Genomic DNA, 21,631 nt, shown 5'->3' on the forward strand with positions numbered 1-21,631 from the left:
CCGTATCCATAGCCGAGCCCTATTCCTCGGCGACCGCCACCGCGTCGACCGGTCCGGCACGCTCCCTGCGCTCGAGTTGCGCGAACAGGTCCAGCAGCCAGTAGGCCCAGCTCGTGAGGCCAGTCGGATTCGGCGCGGCCGCCGGCGGCGCGGCCGCGGCGGCTTCCACCAGGAAGGCGGTAGCCGGCAGGGGCGGCGCGGCGTTGTCCACGGGCGGCATCGTTGCCGAGGCGAGCCCGCGTGCCAGCAGACGGGCCTTGCGGCTCGCCGGTACCACCGCGCGGCCGCTGACGGAATCGAGGCGCCGCCGGCGCACCTGGTCGCCGATACCGGCGTAGAGGAAACGAGCCGCGTGGATGCCGGGGCGGCAGGTCCACGGCAGCCGGGATATCCCCGCCTCCGCCCGGTCGTAAAGCAGATCGGCCTCACGGAGCAGGCGCTCCACCACGCCGCCGAGGGCGCCGCAATGAGTGGGGCGACGCAGCCAGTCGTCCGGCACGACACCGGCCTCGCGCAGCCACGACAGCGGCAGGTACAGCCGGCCCGCCCGCGCATCCTCGCCCACGTCGCGGGCGATGTTCGACAGCTGCATGGCCACGCCGAGATCGCAGGCACGGGCCAGCTGCTGCCGGCAGCGCACTCCCATCAGCATCGCCATCATCGTGCCGACCGTGCCCGCCACCCTCGCCGCATAGCCGTGCAGTTCCTCCAGCGTCTCGTAGCGCCGTCCCTCGGCGTCCCACCGGAAGCCCTCCAGCAGGGCGGCGGGCAGGGCCAGCGGGATGCGGTGCTCCCGCACAACGCGGGCGAAGGCACGGTCCGCGGCGATCGGCAGGGGATCGCCGGCATAGGCGCGCTGCAGCCGGTAGTCCAGATCAGCCAGCACTGCCCGGTCGCTCCGGGTGGGGTCCGCGGCCTCGTCGACGGCATCGTCGGCGAGCCGGCAGAAGGCGTACAGCGCCGTCGCCGGTTCGCGTACCCGGCGCGGCAGCAGGTAGGAGGCCGCGTGGAAGGTCCGCGAGCCGTGCCGGAGCAGCTGCCTGCACGCGGCCAGGTCGCCGTCGGCCCGCGACGGCGGTGATGCGTCCCTGAAATGAAGTCCGCCTCGTGGCCGGGTTTCCAAACTCGTCATCGTACGGCGCCCCCCGCCTCCACGCTCCGCGCGAAACCGATGATCAGTTCCGCCACCGTTCCCGGCTCCTCTTCGTGAGCCAGGTGCCCCAGTCCCGCCAACCGCTCCACCCGTGCGCCCGGCACCAGGCGCGCGACCCGGTCGGCCTCCTGCGGCGCGACCGTGCCGTCCTGCTCGCCGACGACCAGCAGCAGCGGTACGGCCAGGTCCGGATATTGCCGGATCATCGGCGCCAGGTCCCAGCGGGACATCATGGCGATGGTAGCCGCTACGTGGCCCGGACTGCACATGAGTCGGCGATACAGTGCCACGCCCTCGTCATCCAGCCGGGAGCCGGTATCGCGCAGCAGGCGCGTGACCGCGTCGGGGTCGGCCGCCCGCCGGGCGACGAGACGCGGCACGAAATCGAGCCGGGCGAGCAACCGCGCAGCGGGCGAGAACAGCTGACCGGGCAGCCCCCGGAACGGCAGCAGCGCACCGTTGATGCTCACGACGGCGTCCGGTTCGATGCGTCCGTCCAGCACCATGCGCAGCGCGATGGCCGCACCGGCCGAATGGCCCACCGTCAGTCTCGGCGATACTTCCAGCGACGCCAGCAGCGATGCGAGGGCACCGGCCATTCCCGGCAGGGAATAGCCATCGTCGGCGGACGCGGTGGTGAAGCCATGGCCGGGCAGGTCCGGCGCAACCACCGTGAACTCACGCGCGAGCTCCGGCAGGAGATCCCGCCAGGAGTGCGTGGATGCCCCGGTGCCGTGCAGCAGCAGCGCGACCGGGCCGTCGCCGGCCTGCTGGACGTGCCAACGGATCCCGCCGGCCTCCACGAATCGGCTCGCCTGCCGGTTGGGCCAGTCGCGGCCGTCGGAGTCCCATTGCAGCGTCTCGCCGGTGCCAGCGCTGCCATCGCTTCGCGCGACCGGAGCCAGGCCTCCGCGGGTCACCGCCGCGCTGCCGTCAGGCCGCCGCATGGTTTGTCTCTGCGGCCAGTTCGCCTTCCTGCCGCACGGCTCGGGACAGCGTCTCCGCGTCAGCCTGTGGCAGCGGCAGATAGCGGGCGGCCATGGCCTCGGCGAGTTCCTTCGCGTCGGGCCGCGCCCGCGGCGAGGTGTCGATCACAAGGGTCGAGAAACCCGCCACGCGCAGGGACCGCGCCGCCTGCAGGGCATCCTCGCGCGCGCGGGTGCGGCCGCCGACGCCGTCGCGTCCCACGTTGGCGCGGCCGTCGGTCAGGAATACCACCAGCGGCGTCTCCCCGCGGCGTCGTGCCCCGTCCGCGATCGTCAGCGAGGAATCGATGGCGGCCGCCAGCGGCGTGCCGCCGCCGCCAGGCAGCTGTGCGAGGCCGCGCTTCGCTCGCACCAGCGAGCGCGTGGGCGGCAGCAGCAGCTCGGCGTCCGGCCCGCGGAACGCAATCAGCGCCACCCGGTCCCGGCGCACATAGCAGTCCGCCAGCAGAAGTTCGACGGCCCCTTTCGCCTCCGCCAGCCGATGCATGGCGGCGGAGCCGGAAGCATCCACCACGAAGATGCTCGTGGTCTCGGTACGCTGGCGGAAACGGGTAATGCGGAAGTCGCTCTTGCGCACCTCCACCCGCGCATCGCGATGCGCGCCGCCGCGGGTGGTCTGTTCCCGGCGCAGCGGCTGCCAGGGCGCGGCAGCCCGCAGTGTCTCGATCACGTTCAGGCGCGCGCCGTCCCGCAGTTCACCCGGGCGTGCACCGGCCGGACGACCGCGCAGCCACGAGTTCTGCACGGCACCGGCCTTGCCGGCCGTGCCGGAGCGCAGCGCGCCGCCGGCCGCCAGCAGCGCATCCAGCAGGGCCGCGGGCAACGCTGCCCGGGCCGCCTCCAGCACCTGATCCGGCAGCGGGCCGTCGGGGATACCCTCCTCCTGACGCTCCTCGGGCGGGTTGTCGGGCTCCCGGTCCTCGGGTTGTTCCTCCTCTTCGGTCTCCGTCTGCGGGAGACGGGTGGCACGGGACGCCAGCACGAGCCGCGCGGCGCCGGCGGCGTCCTCGTCCGTCACCTCGTCCCGGCCGGCCAGCGCAGCCAGCGCCCGGGCGGCGCGCAGGGCCAGCAGGGAGGCGCGCAGGGAATCCACACCGAGGGCGAGCGCCGCCCCGCACAGTGCCTCGGCGTAGCGCTCTTCGGCCGTGACGCCGGGCAGCGCACGACGGGCGGCGTCGATCCGGCCGGGCGTGCATCCGGCGGGCACCTCCCGGGTCTCCCGGTAGCCGATCGCACCGAGGTCCAGGTGGAACGCCAGTCGGTCGCGCAGGGCGGCGGCCGGCTGCTCGTCCTCGTCGAGCCCCTCGTCCAGCGCGACGATGCCGACGCGGGCGGTCTGCCGCGCAGCAATGCCGTCCCGTTCCAGCACGACCCGGCCGGTGTCGAGCGCCGCGCAAAGGTGGGCGATGGTGGCACGCTCCGTCCGCTCGGCGGAGGTCAGCAGCAGCACGCCGCCGTCGGCCTCGGCCAGGAGTCCCGTCTCCGCCACCGGCCGTCCCTGACCGAGCGTCGCGGCGAGGTCGAGGCCGCCCAGCAGACGCGCCTCGGTGACGTGCACGGGCACCCGGCGAAACGGTCTCCCCTCAGGCAGGAGGCTACGCAATACCCGGAGCCATTCATCCCTGACCGGGCCCGCGTGGGCTCTGAGATTCACGCCGCCGAAACCCGCCGGGTCCAGCGCGAACAGACACGCGGCCCGCAGCGCGTCGGACCAGGCGGCGCTCACGGCCCGAGCACCTCTTCCAGCGCCCGCTCCACGCGCACGCCGGAGCCGGAATCGTCGAGCGGGTTGCGCCGCAGCCGGTGACGGAGCGCCGGGCCCGCCACCTCACGGAGCTGCTTCTCCGTCACCTCGTCGGCACCCTCCAGCGCCGCCAGGGCTCGAGCCGCCCGCACCAGGGTCAGCTCGCCGCGCAGCCCGTCGGTGCCGAGAGCGATACAGAGCCGGGCCGCCTGCTCCAGCATGGCGTCGGACACTGCGACGTCGTCGATTCGCTCTCCCGCCTTGCGGATCTTCGTCCGCAGGCGGCCGTCGCGGCGTTTCCACTTCGCGACGAACGCGGCGGGACCGCGCTCGTATTCGTCCCGCCGCCGGATCACCTCGATGCGGGTACTCAGCTCCTCCGGTGTTCGCACCTCCACCGACAGCCCGAAGCGGTCCAGCAGCTGAGGCCTGAGTTCGCCCTCCTCCGGGTTGCCGCTGCCGATCAGCACGAAGCGCGCCGGATGGCGCACGCTGAGGCCCTCGCGCTCCACCACATTCTCGCCCGAGGCGGCCACGTCCAGCAGCAGGTCCACCAGGTGGTCCTCCAGCAGGTTCACCTCGTCGATGTACAGGAAGCCACGATGCGCGCGCGCCAGCAGACCGGGTTCGAAGGCCTTCTCGCCCTGGGTCAGGGCCAGCTCCAGATCCAGCGCGCCCACCACCCGATCCTCGGTGGCGCCGAGGGGCAGGTCGACCACCGGCACCGGCAGCGTGCGGCTCTTCAGTTCGCCGTGCCGGCTGCGCTCGCGGCACTCGTCGCACAGATCGTCCGTGGCATCGGGATCGCAGCCATAGCGGCAACCCGTCACCGCCCGCATCTTCGGCAGCAGCGCCGCCAGCGCACGCACGGTGGTGGACTTGCCCGTGCCCCGGTCGCCGAACACCAGCACGCCGCCGATGCCGGGATCGACGGCAGCGATCATCAGGGCGAGCTTCATCTCGTCCTGACCGACGATCGCGGAAAACGGAAAGGGTGCCGCCATCTCAGGGACTCCGGTCGCGGGTTTCAGTAGCGGCCGGCGAAAACCGACGCGGGGCCGTCATCGGCACGCTCCTCGGGCTCCGGTGCCCGCGCGCCGCGGGAACCGAGACTCCAGCGCCACAGCGCCGAGACGTCGATCGGCAGCACCAGGAACCAGTGCTCCAGCACCGCCACCGCTATCAGTGCGGACAGGAAAGTCCAGGCCACGGCATCGTGGGGCGTCGCCGCCGTCGCCGCCGCCACGATCATCCACGCTGTCACCAGGGTTGCGACTGTGACCGAGAATGGGAACAGCAGATTCATCGAGCGCCGCCGCAGAAAGCTGGCGAGATAACCGAGATGGTCGGGCAGCAATTCCTCGTTGAGGTTGCGCACGCCCAGGAACACGTTCAGCCGGGCGCTCTCGTGCATGGCGAGCAGCACGACGAAGGTCCACAGACCGAGCCGGTTCGGCTCGCCTGCGGTCACGAGCGCCAGCACCAGCACGACGGCCACGATAGCAGCCTCGTGGTAGTAACTGGTCTGCAGCGCATGCCCGAAATGGCGCCAGCCCGAGCAGCCCTCCTCGCAGCGGTGCTTGCGGGGCCCGGTCAGATAACCGAGGTAGTAACTCGCCTCCACCCAGACCCAGGCCAGCAGTCCGCAACTGAACGAGAGGTAGGCGCCGCCCACACTGGTATCGTCGGCGGCGGCGACGAGTCCGGCCAGCGCGGCCACCAGCACCGCCGTGGCACCGGCCATGCTCCAGGGGAAAGTGCGCTTCGGCAGCCCGTCCAGATAGAACACCACGCCGGTGCTGAACCACCACAGGAACAGGGCATAAAGTACCGGCAGGACATATTCGGGCACGCCGCTCTTCCTTTACCAGACCGGTGCCATCCGCACCGTCTCCGGTAGCTCGTTCTGTTTCGCCGGCAGAGTATACAGTCGGGCGAAAATGGCGAAACCGGCCACCGCGAGCGCACCTCGCTTGGCCAGACCGAGAAGTCCGCCGCGCTCCTTTGCGGCCGCGGCGGACTCGGAGATACGGCGCAGCCGCTCGAGCCCGCGCCGGAAACGGGGATCGTCGATGTCGAGCTGCAGCGGGAAGACCTGCTTCGTTATCGCGTTGGTGATCTCGAACACCCGATAGTCGTACTCGGTGGGGTCCATCTGCATCGCGTCGTACATCTCCGGGCGCGTGTGGTCGCGCACGTACATCGTGGCGTATACCGCCAGCAGGAAGAACCGGATCCATAGTTTGTTCGCGCCGCGCAGCAGATGCGGGTTGGCGCGCATGATCAGGGCAAAGGCCTCGCCGTGGCGGTACTCGTCGTTACACCACTGCTCGAACCAGCGGAAGATGGGATGGAATCGGCGCTCCGGATGCTTCTCGAAGTGCCGGTAGATCGTGATGTAGCGCGCATAGCCGATCTTCTCGGAGAGATAGGTGGCGTAGAAGATGTATTTCGGCTTGAAGAAGGTGTACTTCTTCGCCCGACGCAGGAAGCCGAGGTCCACCGCCACGCCGAAGTCCTTCAGCGAGCGGTTGATGAAGCCCGCGTGGCGGGACTCGTCCCGGGCCATGAAGCCCATCAGCTCCTTGACGTCGGGGTTGTCCACCGCCCGTTTGATATCGGCGTACAGCACGCAGCCCGAGAACTCCGAAGTGACGGAGCTCACCATGAAGTCGATGAACTCCTGGCGCAGGGCCTCCGGCAGCTCGCGGATCTCGTCCTCGAACTCCGGCGGTCGCACGAAATGGTTGCGATTGGCGTCGTTGCGGAACTCGTCCATCATCGCTTCCCACTCCTCGCGCACGGGACCGACGTCCAGCCGGTCCATCGCCTCGAAGTCGGTGGTGTAGAAGCGCGGCGTCAGCAGCGTCTCCGTCGTCGCCGCCGTGGTGGATTCATTGACCCCGGGCCGGTCCCGGCCCGCATCCATCGTCGCTTCCATCCTTCTCTCCTCTTTATTGTTGCGTCGCCACGCCGTTGGCGGCCGTCTGCGCGGTCTCGTCCGCGCCCGTCTGCAGCAGGGTGACGAATATCTTCACGTTGTCGCTGCCGAAGGGCCCCAGATACAGCCGGCGCTCGGTCTGCGGGTCCTCCAGGGTGAGCCTGCCGTCGGCCCAGCGGGTGAGCACGAACGCCGGCTCCGGCCCGATGCCGCGGAGCTTGCGGTCCCGGGCCAGGCCGCGGAGCACGCCGCGCAGAAACCCGTTGGTGCCCGGCTCGACGACGTACAGCACGCCGCCCGCCGCGTCCCGCACGACCACCGAGCCGTCCGCGGCATCCTCGAACACGAGTTCGCGGCTGTCGACCGCGGCCGACGGAGGCACCTCCACCGTCCCCACGCCGGTCAGCCGCGCCCCGGCGGCCGCGAGTATGGTGACCACCACCAGCGCCAGCGCGCCGAAGATGGCCGGGCGCGGGATGCGGTCGCCGTGTACGTCGCTCACGGGACCGGCCTCAGCGCGCCGCGGCGGCGAACGAGCCGGCCGTTGCCTCGTCGGCCGGGCGCTCCTCGGCCAATCGCTCTCCGGAGCGCGCCGGCGACCGAGTCGCAGTCTGGCCCGACATCCGGTTCGAATATCTGGCCAGCGCATCGGCCAGCAGTCCCGCCACCCGCTCGGCGTCGGGGATGCCGCGCAGCATGGGCTGGGCGTTGCCGAAGCTCCAGGGCCGCACGTGGGGCCAGAAGATCAGCCACGAGACGCCGTTGCCGGGCTTCACGGTCACCGGTATGTCCCCGGAACCGTCCGAGCCGATCTTCACGGCTGCCGACTGCACCAGCGAGAACGGGATGTTGGCCGTCATCGGCAGCGCGATGCCGAAACGCAGCATCACCCTTTCGGTGGTCACCGTGTAGATGGTCGTGCGGCCCATCTGCCAGGCGATCAGCAGCAGCACGCCGACGGCGAGCCCGGCGGGCACGGCCAGCCCCGCCGCCCCCGCCAGCGCCGCGCCCGCGCCCTGGCCGCCGGCCAGGTCGCTGCCGATGCGCCACGCGGCCAGCAGCGCGAAGTAGAAGACCAGCTTGCGCACGTGCAGCGCGCTGATCGCGAGGTTCTGCCAGCGGGGCGAGCCCTGCCAGAGCAGTCGCTCGCCCTCGGGCAGCGGCTCCGGAATCCCGGGCATGTACTCGGGGGCGTGGTCGTGATGACTCATATCAGCGGCTCCTGGCGCATCGCATCGGCATACAGCGTGCCGCTGCCGAAGTAGCCCATGATGCGATCTTCTTCGAGCAGCGTGACGAGGTCCGGGTTGGCCGTACCCGGCACGTGCGCGAGCTGATGGCCCTTGAGCGCGTCGACCTTGACCTGGCCACGGCCGCCGTTGATCTTGGCGAAGTAGATCGGCACGAGGATGCGCCTCGGGCCCGTCGCCCCGCCCACCTCGGCCTCGAGGTAACGCACGTGGGGCTCGGACAGGTCGATCCACAGGTCCTTGATGGTGCCGGCCACTTCGCCGTCGGTGCCGACCAGGTCCATGCCGCGGGGATCCGCGTCACGGCGGTCCACTTCCGCTTCGCTCAAGCTGCGCATCGGCACGATGCGGGCGCGGCCGTCGTAGGTCTGGTCGGGTTCGTCGGCACGACTGGCGAAGGAACCCGGGCCGACGCCGGCGCCCACGCCGTCGCCGTCCGGGATCAGCGGCGCGCCCGGGAACGGCGCGGAGGGCTTCGCCCTGATGTCCGTCTCCGGCGACTCCTGGCGCGGCGACTGCACGGTATGGCCGTCGCGCAGCAGGAACGTCTTCGGCGACGGCACGGCCGGGAAGCCCTGCACGGTCACGCTGCCGGAGCGTTCCGACTCCAGCGGATAGCCCTCCCGCTTGTCTTCCCGGCGCAGATAAATGATCAGGCCGGCGAAGAATATCCAGAAGGCGTAGAGAACGAGTTGTGCTACGTCGATGTAGCCAGTAATAGCGCCGGTTTCCATAGTCAATCTCCTTGAGGCAAACCGCTCAGCCCGGGAATTCCGCCAGGCCGAACCTCGATGGCGACCGCTCGGGGCTCGCAGGCGCATGACGCACGAGCGGTCCTATCGCGATCAACGTCGCAAATAACAACAATATTTCCAGGTGGTAGACGAAGCTGTAGCCGGCCGAGACATCGTTCATGGCCGGCCCGAAAACGCCGGCGCTCGCCAGTCCCGACACCAGGTCGCGGATGGCGCCGCCTGCAGCAATGGCGATGCCGGCCGCGCTGGCCTGCACCGCACCCCATGCGCCGAGGGCGAGCCCCGTGTAGCGCCCCCGGTTCATCGCCATGGCGGCGGTGAGGGTGCCAACGGAGAACAGCCCGGCGCCGAAACCGATCAGCACGGTGCCCGCCCGGAACAGGTTGGCCGAGGCGAGCGGCGCCGCGAAGATCACGGCCGGGAACGCGAACAGCCCGACCAGCGCGCCGACACCGGCCAGACGGAAGGCATCGCCGCCGCGGGCGAGATGCCGCGCGGCCAGCGCAAAGCCGACGAGTGTGCCGCCGGCCAGCAGCGCGGTCAGCGCCGTGGTGGCGCCGACGCTCAGTCCGAGGATGTGGCCGCCGTAAGGCTCGAGCAGGATGTCCTGCATGCTGAACGCCGCGGTCCCGAGACCCACGGCCACCAGGAAGCGCCGGGCTCCGGGCGCCTCGGCGAAGGCGCGCCAGGCGTCGGTGAACGACGGCCGCGGCACGCTGCGGTCGGTCTTCTCCGGCTGCATCGCCTCCTGCTTCCACAGTGCCAGCATGTTCAGCGCGAAGGTGGCGAGCGCCGCTCCCTGGATCACCTGGATCAGGCGTACCTGGCTGAAGTCGCGGAGCAGCGCGCCGAACACCAGCGCGCTCGCCACCATGCCCACAAGCAGCATGACGTAGAGCAATGCGACCACCCGCGGGCGGGATTCCTCCGGCGCCAGGTCGGTGGCCAGTGCCAGGCCGGCGGTCTGGGTGGTATGCAGCCCGGCGCCGACCAGCAGGAACGCGAGCGCCGCGCTGGCATGACCAATCCACGCCGGACCATTCGAGTCGCCGGACAACAGAATCAGGGCGAACGGCATGATGGCCAGGCCGCCGAACTGCAGCAGCGTGCCGAACCAGATGTAGGGTACCCGGCGCCAGCCGAGCACCGAACGGTGGGTGTCGGAACGGAAGCCGACCAGGGCCCGGAACGGCGCGAACACGATCGGCAGGGCGACCATGGCGGCCACCAGCGAGGCCGCTACGCCGAGTTCCACGATCATCACCCGGTTCAGCGTGCCGGCGATCAGCACCATCGCCATGCCCACCGAGACCTGGAACAGGGACAGGCGCAGCAGCCGCCCGAGCGGCAGCTCGGCGGAGGCCGCATCGGCGAAGGGCAGCAGCGCGGGACTCACGCCCCGCCAGCTCTTCGCCAGCCTGCCGTTCAGGGATCTCATGCGCGGGTCAGCTCCTGGGCGTGGGAGGTATAGAAGCCGCTGGCGATGCGCTCGTCCCGGCCCGTGCGCCAGCCGGCCAGCTCCGGGGCGGCAGCGATGCGCCGCTGCAGCGCGTTGCGGCCCACCGGCACGATGGCCGGCGCCCGGTGCTGGCGGTTCGGGATCAGGCGGCCCACGGCGTGCATCGCGGCCAGCGCGGGCGTGCGCGGCGCGAAGGTGAACAGTATGGACGTGCCGGCAAGCCGGCCGAAGCCGCTCAGCACGCGGACGATGTCCGGCGCGTCGTAGTGGATCAGAGAGTCCATGGCCACGACGTGGTCGAAGCGGCCGAGGTTCTCGTCGAACATGTCACCCACGCGGAAATCGATCCGGCCCGCACCGAGCTCGGCCGGCAGACGCTCCCGGGCCAGTTCGATCAGCGTCGGCGACAGGTCGACGGCGGTCACGCGGGCACCGCGGCGGGCGGCCTCGACCGCCAGCGCGCCGGTACCGCAGCCGGCATCCAGGATGGTGCGGCCCTCGAGATTCTCCGGCAGCCAGGACAGCAGCCGCTCACGCATGCGGTCACGGCCCGCGCGCACCGTGGCGCGCACGCGTCCGACCGCCTCGTCGGAGGTGAGCCGCCGCCAGGCGTCGACGGCCGTCCGATCGAAATAGGTCTCCAGCTCGCCGCGGCGTTCCTGGTAGGTCATGGTCGTCATCAGTCGAATCCCAGAAAATCGAAGATGTCCCGGTCCTTCATGGGCGTGGCATCCATCGGGTCGGTGCCGTCCCACAGTGCCTGGGCCAGGCGCAGGTACTCCTGCTGCACGGCCTCCAGCCCTTCGGCACCCTCCATCTCGAACAGCGTGGACTTCTTCAGCCGGCTGCGCCGGATGACGTCCAGGTCCGGGAAGTGGGCAACCCGGTCCAGGCCGATGGCGGCGTTGAAGCGGTCGATCTCGTCGGTGCCGGCACTGCGGTTCGCGACGACGCCGCCGAGACGCACGTTGTAGTTTTTCGCCTTCGCCTGGATGGCCGCGACGATACGGTTCATGGCGAAGATGGAATCGAAGTCGTTGGCCGTGACGATCAGGGCGCGGTCGGCGTGCTGCAGCGGTGCTGCGAAGCCGCCGCAGACCACGTCGCCGAGCACGTCGAAGATGACCACGTCGGTGTCGTCCAGCAGGTGGTTCTGCTTCAGCAGTTTCACCGTCTGGCCGACGACGTAGCCGCCGCAGCCCGTGCCGGCCGGCGGTCCGCCCGCCTCGACGCACATGACGCCGTTGTAGCCCTCGTACACGAAGTCCTCAGGCCTGAGCTCCTCCGGGTGGAAGTCCACGGACTCGAGCACGTCGATGACCGTCGGCACCAGCCGCTTCGTCAGCGTGAAGGTGGAGTCGTGCTTCGGGTCGCAGCCGATCTGCAGGACCCGCTTGCCCAGCTTCGAGAACGCCACGGAGAGATTCGACGAGGTCGTACTCTTGCCGATGCCGCCCTTGCCGTAGACGGCGAATACCTTCGCCCGACCGATTTTCTCGGGCTCCATGTGCACCTGCACGCTGCCCTCGCCGTCCAGGCCGCGGCTCCGGTTGCCGATCTCGGACATCGGAACGCTCGTTACATTCATGCTACTGCTACCCCCTCGACCACGCCTTCCAGCCGGTCTTCCAGTTCATCGCCCGCCCGCTGCAATGCTTCGAGCATGCTCTCGTCGGGCGTCCAGTATTGTCGTTCGTGAGCCTCCAGCAGGCGGCTCGCCACCCGCGCCGAGGCCGTCGGATTCAGGTCGGCCAGCCGCTGGCGCATCTCCTCGTCCAGTACGAAGGTCTGCGTCAGCTGCCTGTACACCCAGGGCGCCACCTGTCCGGTGGTGGCCGACCAACCCATGGTGTTGGTGATGTGGGACTCGATCTGGCGCACGCCCTCGTAGCCGTGCTTCAGCATGCCCTCGTACCACTTCGGGTTCAGCATGCGGGTGCGGGTCTCCAGCGCCACCTGCTCGGACAGCGTGCGCACGGTGCCCTCGCCTCGGGTCTGGTCGCCGATGTAGACGGGCACGCTCTGACCGGCGGCGGAGTTCACCGCGCGGTTGATGCCGCCGAGGGTGTCGAAGTAGTGATCGATGGTGGTAACGCCGAGCTCGACGGAATCCACGTTCTGGTAGGCCAGCTCCACGCCGCCGAGCACGTTCTTCAGGAGTTCGGCCTGCTGCATCGGCTGGCCGCTGCGCCCGTAGGCGAAGCACTTGCGCCGGGTGTAGGTGTCGGCCAGCTCGTCCTCGTCGTCCCAGCAGCCGCTGTCGATCATGAAATTGACGTTCGAGCCGTAGGCGCCGGCGGCGTTGCTGAACACCCGCAGTGCGGCGGTGTCCAGGTCGCAGTCGTGGGCCTCCTGGTAGGCGAGCACGTGCTTGCGGATGAAGTTCTGTTCGCAGGGCTCGTCCGCGCCGGCCGCCAGCCAGGCCGCCTCGGCGAGCATGCGGGTCTGCAGCGGCAGCAGGTCGCGGAAGATGCCGGACAGCGTCACCACCACGTCGATGCGCGGCCGGCCCAGCTCCGCCAGCGGGATCAGCTCGGCGCCGGACAGGCGGCCATAGCTGTCGAAGCGCGGGCGCGCACCCATCAGCGCCATGGCCTGGGCGATCGGCGCGCCTTCGCTCTTGAGATTGTCCGTGCCCCAGAGCACCAGCGCCGTGGTTTCCGGCAGGCGGTTGCCCTCCGCCAGGTGGCGCTCGAGCAGCCGGTCGGCCTGCCGGGCACCGTCGGCCAGCGCGAACGCGCTCGGCATGCGGAACGGGTCGAAGCCGTGCAGGTTGCGGCCCGTCGGCAGGATGTCGGTGGTGCGCAGCAGGTCGCCGCCCGGTACCGGCCGCACGAAACGCCCGTCCAGCGCCTTCAGTATGGCCTCTATCTCGTGATCTTCGGACAGCAGCGCCGAGGCAGCGGCCAGTTCGCCGAAGACCTCCAGACTGTTCTCGTTCTTCTCCATGCCGCCCGCGGCGAGTGCCTCGGCGGCCGATGCACCGGCTGCGAGCGCTTCCATCGCGGCCGCAGGCGGCCGCTCGCCGGTGGCGCCCTCGGCGATGGCGGCCAGCATGTCGGCCCGCTCGGCCTCCGAGGGGGCCTCGCCCACGACGTGCAGGCCGTGGGGTATGAGGGCGTATTCGAGTTCCAGCATCGCCTCGTTCAGGCGTGCGATCTCGCCCTCCGCCGCGGCGGCGGGCCACTCGGGCTCGAGTGCGGCCAGATCCAGCTCGGACGCCTGGGCCTGGATCAGGGCGGCCAGCTCCACACCCTCACTGCCCGACTCCGGCGGCAGTGCGCGCCAGCGCTCGATGCTGGCCTTCAGATCGGCCAGGCCCCGGTAGAGGCCGGCCTGGGCCACCGGCGGCGTGAGATAGCTGATCAGCGTGGCGGCGGCGCGGCGCTTGGCGATGGTGCCCTCTGACGGATTGTTGGCCGCGTACAGGTAGAGATTGGGCAGATCGCCGATCAGACGCTCGGGCCAGCAGGCGGCGGACATGCCGGTCTGCTTGCCCGGCATGAATTCGAGCGCACCGTGGGTGCCGAAGTGCAGCACCGCGTGCGCTGCGTAATCCTCGCGCAGATAACGGTAGAAGGCCGAGAAGGCATGGGTCGGCGCGAAGCCCTGTTCAAACAGCAGCCTCATCGGGTCGCCCTCGTAGCCGAAGGCCGGCTGGATGCCCACGAAGACGTTGCCGAAGTGCTCGCCCAGCACGAAGATCGAGCTGCCGTCGGTCTGATGCCGGCCCGGAGCCGGTCCCCACTGGGATTCGATGTCGGCGAGCCAGGTTTCGCGACGGACGTAATCGTCGGTACCGATGCGGGCACAGACGTTCGCGTCGGCGCCGTACTGCCCGGCATTGCCGCCGAGCAGGCGCTCGCGCAGCGCATCTTCGTTCTCGGGCACCTCCACTTCGTAGCCGTCGCGTGCCAGAGCACGCAGCGTGTGCAGCAGCGAGGCCCACACCGACAGGTGCGCCGCCGTGCCGGTGGCACCGGAGTTCGGCGGGAAGTTGAACAGCACCAGGCCCACCCGGCGCTCGGCCACCGGCGTGCGCCGCAGGCGGATCAGGCGCTCCACCCGTGCGGCCAGGGCCGCGGCCCGTTCGGGCTGGGGATGCATATCGCGCTTGCGATCCTCCGCTGCGGCCGTGGAGCGTCCGCCGAACAGCATCGGCGCCGTCGCGCCATCCAGCTCGGGGATGGCCACCATCATCGTGGACTCCACCGGCATCAGGCCGAGGGTGGAATCCTCCCACTGCTCCAGAGACTGGAACTCGACGGCGTGGGCGGCCAGGTAGGGCACGTCGAGCTCGCCGAGCAGCTGCTCGGCGGCCGCAGAGTCGTTATAGGCCGGCCCGCCGACGAGGGAGAAACCGGTCAGCGAGACGACCGCGTCCACCAGGGTCTCGCCGTCGCGGCGGAAGAAGCGCTCTACCGCGGGACGGGCGTCCAGGCCGCTGGAGAATGCCGGTATCACCCTGAGTCCGCGCGCCTCCAGCGCGGCGATGACGCCGTCGTAATGATCCGTATTACCGGCGAGGACGTAGGAGCGCATCACCAGCAGCCCGACGGCGCCGTTGCGACCATCCGTCTTCGGCAGCCGGCGTGCCTCCTCGCCCATGCGCTGCCTGAGGCGCGGGTGGTAGACACCCACCTCCGGGTACTCGGCCGGCAGCGCGGCTTTCACCCGGTCGCGCAGCCCCCGCCGCGGGCCGTCGGCATAGCGGCCGATCAGGAAGCGCGCCATGTTGGCCACGTTGTCGTCGGAGCTGGCCAGCCAGTACTGCAGGGTCAGGAAGTAGGCCCTGACGTCCTGGGCGGTGCCGGGGATAAAGCGCAGGATCTGCGGCAAGCGCCGGAGCATGGCCATCTGACGTGCACCGGCGGTGCTGCCGCCGCCTTCGGCCTTCTTCGGTTTCAGCTTCTTCAGGAAGGCGAGCGGCCCCTTCTGGCTGCCGTCCATGCGGAAATTGCCCAGCTTCGTGAGCCGCGCCACCTCGGCGGCGGACATGCAGCACACCAGCGCATCGCAGCCGTCCCGGCGCGCGCGCAGGTCCTCGATGATGGGCTGGATGTGGTCGTCCATGAACATCATGGTGACCACGATGATGTCGGCCCGGGCGATGTCCTCCCGGCAGCGGGCCAGCGCATCCTCGTCGGCGCTCCATTCGGTGGCCACGTGCAGATGCATCGACAGGCCCGGCAGCTCGCGGCGCAGCTGACGATGGGCGCGCTCGACGGCACTCGCCATGTGACTGTCGAGCGTCACCATGACGAAATTCATCGCCGTCCGATCAGCGGCCGAAGTGTGCTTTGGCATCGTACAGTGTCTCGACGGTGATGCTCGCCACGCCCTGTTCGGTGGCATAGCGCTCGGTGTTCCGGCGCGCCTTGCCGCGCACGAAGAACGGTATTTTTTTCAACTCCTGCTCGGCGTCTTCCGTCCACACCGCGACGGTAGTGTCGAGGGTGTCGCCGGGGTCATGGCCGGTGGCGGGTGCCTCTGCGGCGCGCTCACCGGCGGCGTTCTTGCGGCCGTGGCCGAGATGGGACGGCATGGCCTCGTCGTTGAATTCGAAATCGTCCCGGAACATGGTCAGCAGGTGCTCCTCCAGACCCATCATCAGGGGGTGCACCCAGGTGTCGAAGATGACATTGGCGCCTTCCCAGCCCATCTGCGGCGAGTAGCGCGCGGGGAAGTCCTGCACGTGCACCGGCGAGGAAATCACGGCACAGCCGATGCCGAGGCGCTTGGCGATGTGGCGCTCCATCTGGGTGCCGAGCACGAGTTCCGGCTCGAGTTCGGCCACCCTCGCCTCCACTTCCAGGTAGTCGTCGCTGATCAGCGGCTCGACGCCGTACTCCTTCGCTGCCTGGCGCACCTCGCGGGCGAATTCCCGGCTGTAGGTGCCGAGGCCGACGACGTCGAAGCCCATCTCCTCTTTGGCGATCCGGGCCGCGGCCACCGCATGGGTGGCATCGGCGAATATGAACACGCGTTTGCCGGTGAGATAGGTGCTGTCGACGGAGCGTGAATACCAGGGCAGGCGCGATGCGGAGGTCGCCAGGGCGTCGCTGACGTCGAGTCCGGCCAGCTCGCCGACCTCGGCGATGAAGTCCCGCGTGGCGCCCACGCCGATGGGCACCGTCTTCACGAACGGCTGGCGGAACATGCGCTCCAGCCAGGCGCAGGTGGTGTGCGCGATCTCCGGATACAGGCAGACGTTGAAGTCCGCGTCGGGGATACGCTGGAGGTCTTCCGGCGTCGCACCCTCCGGCGCCACCACGTTGACGTCCACGCCGAGGTTCTGCAGCAGGCCCGTGATCTCGCGCACGTCGTCGCGGCAGCGGAAGCCGAGCGCCGAAGGGCCGAGCAGGTTGGCACTGGGCCGGCGCCCCTCGGGCCGGGACGCGGGCTCGCTGCCCGGCGCCGGTATGCGCCCGGTGAGCAGCGTGCGCACGAGATGATAGAAAGTCTCGCTGGCACCCCAGTTCTCCTTGCGCGAGTAGGACGGCAGTTCCAGCGGCACGATCGGCACGGGGAAATCCATGCTCTCGGCCAGCGAGCCGGGCTGATCCTGGATCAGCTCGGCGGTGCACGACTCACCCACCAGCATCGCCTGGGGACGGAAACGTTCATAAGCTTCCCTGAGCGTGTCCTTCACGAGACCCGCGGTATCGGCACCGAGGTCGCGGGCCTGGAAGGTGGTGTAGGTCACCGACGGACGAGTCGGGCGCCGCTCGATCATGGTGAACAGCAGGTCCGCGTAGGTATCGCCCTGGGGCGCGTGCAGCACGTAGTGCACACCCTCCATCGAGGTGGCAATGCGCATCGCCCCGACATGGGGCGGACCTTCGTATGTCCAGAGGGTCAGCTGCATATCACACCGCCAGCCTTTCCATCCGGTTCAGCGGCCGGGCGAACAGCTCGGCGAGATCCGCCGCCTGCTCGAAGCCGTGCACCGGTGTGAAGACGAGTTCGATGGACCACTTTGTGCGGAAGCCCTCCGCCTCGAGGGGATTCGCGAGCCCGAGGCCGCAGACCGTGAGATCGGGCGCGTCTTCGCGCACCCGGTCCAGCTGCCGCTCCACGTGCTGGCCCTCCGACAGGCGCACGTCCTGCGGGAGGCGCTCCAGCTCCGCCGTCACCACCTGGCGGTCCAGGTAGGGCGTGCCCACCTCGACCAGTTCCATGCCGCATTCCTCGTGCAGGAAGCGGGCCAGCGGGATCTCGAGCTGGGAATCCGGCAGGAAGGTGATGCGCCGGCTGGCGAGTTTTTCCCGGTAGCGCGCCACGGCGCGGCGCGCGCGCGAGGCCGGCGCGTCGGTGGCCGCGCGGACCTGCTCGGCGGCAATGTCCCTGGCGGCGGCGGCCGCCTCGAGCCAGGCCAGCGTACCTTCCACGCCGAAGGGATAGGGTGCGTCGATCAGCCGCGCGCCTCGCGCGGCCAGTGCCCTCGCCGTCTCGCCGAGGAAGGGTTGGGCCAGCAGCACGTCGGTGCCGGGCCCCACCGGCGGCAGCTCCGCCGCGGCCCGCGGCGGCAGGAAATCCGCGTCGCCGATCCCGATCTCGCGGAACAGCCGGGCGAACTGGTCCTCGACCACGTCCGCCAGGGTCCCGACCACCAGCAGTGAGCGCTCGCCTGCCGGCAGCGCCGGCAGTTCCGGCACCAGCGTCTGCAGGCAGTTGTCCTCACCCTGGGTGAAGGTGGTCTCGATGCCGCTGCCGGAATAGTTGAGCACGCGGACCCGGCCCCGGTGCGCGTGGGACAGGCGCTCGGCGGCCTTGGCGAGATCCAGTTTGATGACCTCCGACGGGCAGGAGCCCACCAGGAACAGGGTGCGGATCTCGGGTCGCCGTTCCAGCAACTGGGCGGCAATACGATCGAGTTCGTCATTGCAGTCGGCCAGCCCCGCGAGGTCACGCTCCTCGAGGATGGCCGTGGCGAACCGCGGCTCGGCGAAAATCATGACGCCGGCGGCCGACTGTATAAGATGTGCGCAGGTACGCGAGCCCACTACCAGGAAGAACGCATCCTGGATCTTGCGGTGCAGCCAGACGATGCCGGTGAGGCCGCAGAAGACCTCCCGCTGGCCCCGCTCGCGCAGCACCGCCCGCTCGGAACAGCCGCCGGGGAGGCTGGTGGCTGCAGCGCTACGGTTCATTCGACCGCGTACTCCGCCGGCGCACCGCGCCCCGGGCTCGTCCGCGGCGCCGATTGCTCGAGCCGCGCGGAGCGCAACTTCAGCAGGAACTGCGTTGCGTTGACGACATAAGCCAAGTACGCTCCCAACGCAAGGAGCATCTGATGGCGCGCCTCCATAATTCCAAAGACAAGAGCCGCGAGATAAGCCGTATGCAGCGCCATGACGAGCATGCTGACGACGTCCTCCCAGAAGAAGCTGGGCGCGAACAGCCAGCGGCCGAACACCACCCGCTCCCAGATCGATCCCGTCACCATAATTGCGTAAAGAATCAACGTCTTGACGACGACGGAGACGGTCGCGACGTAATAGCCCTCGCCGGTGCCGAGATAACGGATCACCAGGGCGAAACTCACCAGGAATACGAGGAACTGGAGCGGCGCGAGGATACCCTGCACCAGGGTCCAGCGGGACTCGTCCCGCCTCTTGCGCTCCGCTTCCGTGTAAAGAGGTTTTCTGTTCTTGTGCCGGGTCATGCGACCACGTGTCTCGCTGATCTCGGTGCCGTTGTTCACGAATCTAGACGCCTTGTTTCGATCTGTCAACTAAACCGGACGTAAACAAGACTTGACAAATCGGGGGTAGAATTCGATGATGAGGCTCGCGCCCCCATAAGGGCGCGCGCCGGCTGTCGGATAAGCTGCCCCTGAGGGGAGCGCATCCGCCGCCAGACCCGCCGCAGAGCGGCAAGGACGGTGGATGTTGGAGCAGGGCCTAGGGGCCCGCGGCGGCCCGGCCAAAGGGTTTTGGCCGGCCGCAGAAGACACAGAAGGAGGCGCGCGATGCCCGAACGGGGAGCTCGGCATCTGGCCGGAGACGACCAGGGACCAAACCATCATCCGCTGGCAAAGAGCGGCGAAACGGACGAGGACCGATGGACAGAGGACGATGACGACTGCGAGGTGCCGCGGGACCGTCTGGCCCAGCTGGTACGCATCATCGAATCCGAGACCATCCCGAGACTAGTGCTGGCGCATAAGAAAGAGGTCGCACTCGACGACCAGCAGGAACAGGTCGGGCCCGGCGTAGGCCCCGAGGCGGTGCGCGAACTCGCCGCCCTGGTGCTCTCACCGAACCAGGAACTCGCCCTGACCTATGTCCGCTCACTGCGCGACAAGGGCCTCCGGCGTGAGAGACTGTTTCTCGACCTGCTCGGCCCGACGGCCCGCTACCTCGGCAGCCTGTGGGAAGACGACCTCTGTGATTTCACCGAAGTGACGGTGGGTCTGTGCCGGCTGCACCAGCTGGTGCGCGAGATGAGCCCGGGCTTCATGCGCGCCGGCAACGGTGTGGAGATCAGGCGCGCCCTGCTGGCACCCGTGCCCGGCGAGCAACACACGTTCGGCCTGCTCATGGTGACCGAGTTCTTCCGCCGCGAAGGCTGGGACGTCTGGGGCGGCCCTTCCGCCAGCCACAGCGACGTCCTGCAGGTCGTCAATGCCGAGAAGTTCACCGTGGTCGGCTTCTCGGTGAGCTGCGACGACCGACTGGACGAGCTGACCGAGTGGATCCAGACCATCCGCAACCAATCCCGCAATCCGGAGATCGGCGTACTCGTCGGTGGCCGGGTATTTGTCGACAACCCTGAGCTCGTGCGCGAAGTCGGCGCCGACGCGACGGCCCTGGACGGGCGGCAGGCAGCACTGGACGCGCTGGAACTGCCCCGTCAATTGAAGAGGCATTAGTGACCAACCCGCATCAGGTAAGTGCAAGAGGTAACCGGCACACGGCCATAAGAAAGGCCTTCCGCTCAGCGGTCCGGACGCTGGATCAGCTGACCGCCAATACCATCGCTACCCTGATTGCGGCCAGCGCGGACATCGCGCTCGTGATCGACGGCAAGGGCGTCATCGTCGACCTGTCGCTGGGCGGCAGCGATCTGCCGCCGGAGCTCGGTGACCACTGGCTGGGCAAGCCGTGGCTCGAGACGGTCGCTCTCGACAGCCGGTCGAAGGTAGAGGCGCTGCTGGAGGACGCGGCCCGGGGCGAGACGCCCCGCTGGCGTCACGTCAACCATCTCACGACCGAAGGCCGGAACATACCCGTCCGCTACTGCACGGTGCGCCTGCGCAAGGACGGCAACATCGTGGCAGTGGGCCGCGACCTGCAGGCCATCGCGAACCTGCAGCAACGGCTGGTGGACGCCCAGCAGTCCGTCGAGCGCGACTACTGGAACCTGCGTCAGCTGGAGACCCGTTACCGCTTCCTGTTCCAGACCGCCTCCGAGGCCGTGCTGATCGTCGATGCGGGCAGCCAGAAGGTTCTGGAAATGAATCCGGTGGCCGAGAAACTGCTCGGCGAAAGGGGCAAGAAGACCGTCGGCCGGCCGCTCGCCGATGCCTTCGCGAAGAAAAGCACGGCGGCAATCCATGACTTCCTGGCCGAGGTGCGGGCGGCCGGACGCGCCGAGGACATCCAGGCGAAGCTGCCCGATGACCGGCGCCTCACCGTGCGTGCCGCGCTCCTGCGCCAGGAAAGCGGCACGCTGATGCTGGTGCGCCTGCACACGCTGGACGGCACCGAGGCGGACTCGTCGCTGTCCGAGGCGAAGCGCCAGCTCGCCAGTATCGTGGAGAGCGCGCCGGACGGCATCGTGGTCACGAGCCAGGACGGTCGTATCGTCAGCGCCAACGCGGCCTTCCTGGAACTGGCACAGCTCGCCGGCGAGGACGAAGCCAAGGGCGAGTCGCTGGACCAGTGGCTCGGCCGGCCGGGCGTGGATCTTAACGTACTCATCGCCAACGTGCGCCAGCACGGTTCGGTGCGCCTGTTCTCCACTTCCGTGCAGGGCAATTACGGCACGGTCACCGAGGTGGAGATCTCCGCCGTGGCGATCCGCAGTGAAGACCGGCTGCGCTTCGGCTTCGTGATCCGGGACGTGGGCCCGCGGCTCTCGACCGACAACCAGACCATGCAGGCCCTGCCCCGTTCGGTGGAGCAGCTGAAGGACCTGGTAGGCCGGGTACCGCTGAAAGAGCTCGTCCGCGAAGCCACCGACCTCATCGAGAAGCTCTGCATCGAAGCCGCCCTCGAGCTGACCGACGACAACCGCGCATCGGCGGCCGAACTCCTCGGGCTGAGCCGCCAGAGCCTGTACGTCAAACTCAGACGCTACGGCCTCGGCGACCTGGGACCCGACACCGAGGCCTGA

The 21,631-nt window shown here is 69.3% G+C and carries 18 protein-coding genes; 2 read left to right on the plus strand and 16 right to left on the minus strand.

Features of this window, described 5'->3' with window-relative positions:
• Positions 1-19: 19 nt before the first annotated feature.
• Genes ACJMKX_RS04575 through bchF form a run of 16 tightly spaced genes read right to left on the minus strand, consistent with a single transcriptional unit; the run spans position 20 to position 18,956 of the window.
• Positions 20-1,132 carry a phytoene/squalene synthase family protein gene (locus ACJMKX_RS04575; RefSeq protein ID WP_405221673.1) on the minus strand — a complete coding sequence of 371 codons (1,113 nt, stop codon included), beginning with the start codon at positions 1,130-1,132 and terminating at the stop codon, positions 20-22.
• A complete protein-coding gene (gene bchO / locus ACJMKX_RS04580; RefSeq protein WP_405221676.1) occupies positions 1,129-2,100 on the minus strand; it encodes an alpha/beta fold hydrolase BchO in 972 nt (323 codons plus the stop codon). The genes ACJMKX_RS04575 and bchO overlap by 4 nt, the downstream gene beginning before the upstream one ends.
• The gene (locus ACJMKX_RS04585; protein ID WP_405221679.1) at positions 2,087-3,865 is read right to left on the minus strand and encodes a magnesium chelatase subunit D; all 1,779 of its coding nucleotides are present in this window, start codon (positions 3,863-3,865) and stop codon (positions 2,087-2,089) included. The genes bchO and ACJMKX_RS04585 overlap by 14 nt, the downstream gene beginning before the upstream one ends.
• Positions 3,862-4,887, minus strand: a complete 1,026-nt coding sequence (bchI, locus tag ACJMKX_RS04590; RefSeq protein ID WP_405221681.1) for a magnesium chelatase ATPase subunit I — start codon at positions 4,885-4,887, stop codon at positions 3,862-3,864. The genes ACJMKX_RS04585 and bchI overlap by 4 nt, the downstream gene beginning before the upstream one ends.
• A gap of 23 nt (positions 4,888-4,910) precedes the next feature.
• On the minus strand, positions 4,911-5,735 hold the full coding sequence (puhE, locus tag ACJMKX_RS04595) for a putative photosynthetic complex assembly protein PuhE (protein ID WP_405221684.1): 825 nt from the start codon (positions 5,733-5,735) through the stop codon (positions 4,911-4,913).
• A 12-nt stretch (positions 5,736-5,747) separates the two neighbouring features.
• Positions 5,748-6,812, minus strand: coding sequence for a magnesium-protoporphyrin IX monomethyl ester (oxidative) cyclase (gene acsF / locus ACJMKX_RS04600; protein ID WP_405221862.1), 1,065 nt, complete (start codon positions 6,810-6,812; stop codon positions 5,748-5,750).
• Between the two features lie 25 nt (positions 6,813-6,837).
• Entirely contained in the window at positions 6,838-7,326 is a 489-nt protein-coding gene (gene puhC, locus ACJMKX_RS04605) for a photosynthetic complex assembly protein PuhC (RefSeq protein WP_405221687.1), read from the minus strand.
• 10 nt (positions 7,327-7,336) lie between these two features.
• A complete protein-coding gene (gene puhB / locus ACJMKX_RS04610; protein WP_405221690.1) occupies positions 7,337-8,035 on the minus strand; it encodes a photosynthetic complex putative assembly protein PuhB in 699 nt (232 codons plus the stop codon).
• Positions 8,032-8,808, minus strand: coding sequence for a photosynthetic reaction center subunit H (gene puhA, locus ACJMKX_RS04615; protein WP_405221693.1), 777 nt, complete (start codon positions 8,806-8,808; stop codon positions 8,032-8,034). The genes puhB and puhA overlap by 4 nt, the downstream gene beginning before the upstream one ends.
• Positions 8,809-8,833: 25 nt before the next feature.
• Positions 8,834-10,267 carry a BCD family MFS transporter gene (locus tag ACJMKX_RS04620; protein ID WP_405221696.1) on the minus strand — a complete coding sequence of 478 codons (1,434 nt, stop codon included), beginning with the start codon at positions 10,265-10,267 and terminating at the stop codon, positions 8,834-8,836.
• Positions 10,264-10,968 carry a magnesium protoporphyrin IX methyltransferase gene (gene bchM, locus ACJMKX_RS04625; protein ID WP_405221699.1) on the minus strand — a complete coding sequence of 235 codons (705 nt, stop codon included), beginning with the start codon at positions 10,966-10,968 and terminating at the stop codon, positions 10,264-10,266. Before bchM ends, ACJMKX_RS04620 begins: the two co-directional genes overlap by 4 nt.
• Positions 10,968-11,876: a ferredoxin:protochlorophyllide reductase (ATP-dependent) iron-sulfur ATP-binding protein gene (gene bchL, locus ACJMKX_RS04630; protein ID WP_405221702.1), complete on the minus strand. Its 909-nt coding sequence runs from the start codon at positions 11,874-11,876 to the stop codon at positions 10,968-10,970. The genes bchM and bchL overlap by 1 nt, the downstream gene beginning before the upstream one ends.
• On the minus strand, positions 11,873-15,595 hold the full coding sequence (locus tag ACJMKX_RS04635) for a magnesium chelatase subunit H (RefSeq protein ID WP_405221705.1): 3,723 nt from the start codon (positions 15,593-15,595) through the stop codon (positions 11,873-11,875). Before ACJMKX_RS04635 ends, bchL begins: the two co-directional genes overlap by 4 nt.
• Positions 15,570-17,156, minus strand: a complete 1,587-nt coding sequence (gene bchB / locus ACJMKX_RS04640) for a ferredoxin:protochlorophyllide reductase (ATP-dependent) subunit B (protein WP_405221708.1) — start codon at positions 17,154-17,156, stop codon at positions 15,570-15,572. The genes ACJMKX_RS04635 and bchB overlap by 26 nt, the downstream gene beginning before the upstream one ends.
• Before the next feature lies 1 nt (position 17,157).
• On the minus strand, positions 17,158-18,441 hold the full coding sequence (locus tag ACJMKX_RS04645) for a ferredoxin:protochlorophyllide reductase (ATP-dependent) subunit N (protein WP_405221711.1): 1,284 nt from the start codon (positions 18,439-18,441) through the stop codon (positions 17,158-17,160).
• Positions 18,438-18,956, minus strand: coding sequence for a 2-vinyl bacteriochlorophyllide hydratase (gene bchF / locus ACJMKX_RS04650; RefSeq protein ID WP_405221865.1), 519 nt, complete (start codon positions 18,954-18,956; stop codon positions 18,438-18,440). Before bchF ends, ACJMKX_RS04645 begins: the two co-directional genes overlap by 4 nt.
• 306 nt (positions 18,957-19,262) lie before the next feature.
• Between bchF and ACJMKX_RS04655 the strand changes: the two genes are divergently transcribed.
• Complete coding sequence (locus ACJMKX_RS04655) at positions 19,263-20,165, plus strand: cobalamin B12-binding domain-containing protein (RefSeq protein ID WP_405221714.1); 903 nt, start codon at positions 19,263-19,265, stop codon at positions 20,163-20,165.
• Positions 20,165-21,631 carry a transcriptional regulator PpsR gene (ppsR, locus tag ACJMKX_RS04660; RefSeq protein WP_405221717.1) on the plus strand — a complete coding sequence of 489 codons (1,467 nt, stop codon included), beginning with the start codon at positions 20,165-20,167 and terminating at the stop codon, positions 21,629-21,631. Before ACJMKX_RS04655 ends, ppsR begins: the two co-directional genes overlap by 1 nt.

This window comes from Lentisalinibacter sediminis (genome assembly GCF_040706615.1).
GTDB lineage: Bacteria > Pseudomonadota > Gammaproteobacteria > Steroidobacterales > Woeseiaceae > Lentisalinibacter > Lentisalinibacter sediminis.

What these genes read in the sequence shown, in the direction of transcription:
- ACJMKX_RS04575 (WP_405221673.1), bottom strand. Translation starts at nt 1,132, where the DNA reads ATGACGAGTTTGGAAACCCGGCCACGAGGCGGACTTCATTTCAGGGAC.
- bchL (WP_405221702.1), bottom strand. Translation starts at nt 11,876, where the DNA reads ATGAATGTAACGAGCGTTCCGATGTCCGAGATCGGCAACCGGAGCCGC.
- ACJMKX_RS04635 (WP_405221705.1), bottom strand. Translation starts at nt 15,595, where the DNA reads ATGCCAAAGCACACTTCGGCCGCTGATCGGACGGCGATGAATTTCGTC.
- bchF (WP_405221865.1), bottom strand. Translation starts at nt 18,956, where the DNA reads ATGACCCGGCACAAGAACAGAAAACCTCTTTACACGGAAGCGGAGCGC.
- ACJMKX_RS04620 (WP_405221696.1), bottom strand. Translation starts at nt 10,267, where the DNA reads ATGAGATCCCTGAACGGCAGGCTGGCGAAGAGCTGGCGGGGCGTGAGT.
- puhA (WP_405221693.1), bottom strand. Translation starts at nt 8,808, where the DNA reads ATGGAAACCGGCGCTATTACTGGCTACATCGACGTAGCACAACTCGTT.
- bchM (WP_405221699.1), bottom strand. Translation starts at nt 10,968, where the DNA reads ATGACGACCATGACCTACCAGGAACGCCGCGGCGAGCTGGAGACCTAT.
- acsF (WP_405221862.1), bottom strand. Translation starts at nt 6,812, where the DNA reads ATGGATGCGGGCCGGGACCGGCCCGGGGTCAATGAATCCACCACGGCG.
- bchB (WP_405221708.1), bottom strand. Translation starts at nt 17,156, where the DNA reads ATGCAGCTGACCCTCTGGACATACGAAGGTCCGCCCCATGTCGGGGCG.
- ACJMKX_RS04645 (WP_405221711.1), bottom strand. Translation starts at nt 18,441, where the DNA reads ATGAACCGTAGCGCTGCAGCCACCAGCCTCCCCGGCGGCTGTTCCGAG.
- puhB (WP_405221690.1), bottom strand. Translation starts at nt 8,035, where the DNA reads ATGAGTCATCACGACCACGCCCCCGAGTACATGCCCGGGATTCCGGAG.
- ACJMKX_RS04655 (WP_405221714.1), top strand. Translation starts at nt 19,263, where the DNA reads ATGCCCGAACGGGGAGCTCGGCATCTGGCCGGAGACGACCAGGGACCA.
- bchO (WP_405221676.1), bottom strand. Translation starts at nt 2,100, where the DNA reads ATGCGGCGGCCTGACGGCAGCGCGGCGGTGACCCGCGGAGGCCTGGCT.
- bchI (WP_405221681.1), bottom strand. Translation starts at nt 4,887, where the DNA reads ATGGCGGCACCCTTTCCGTTTTCCGCGATCGTCGGTCAGGACGAGATG.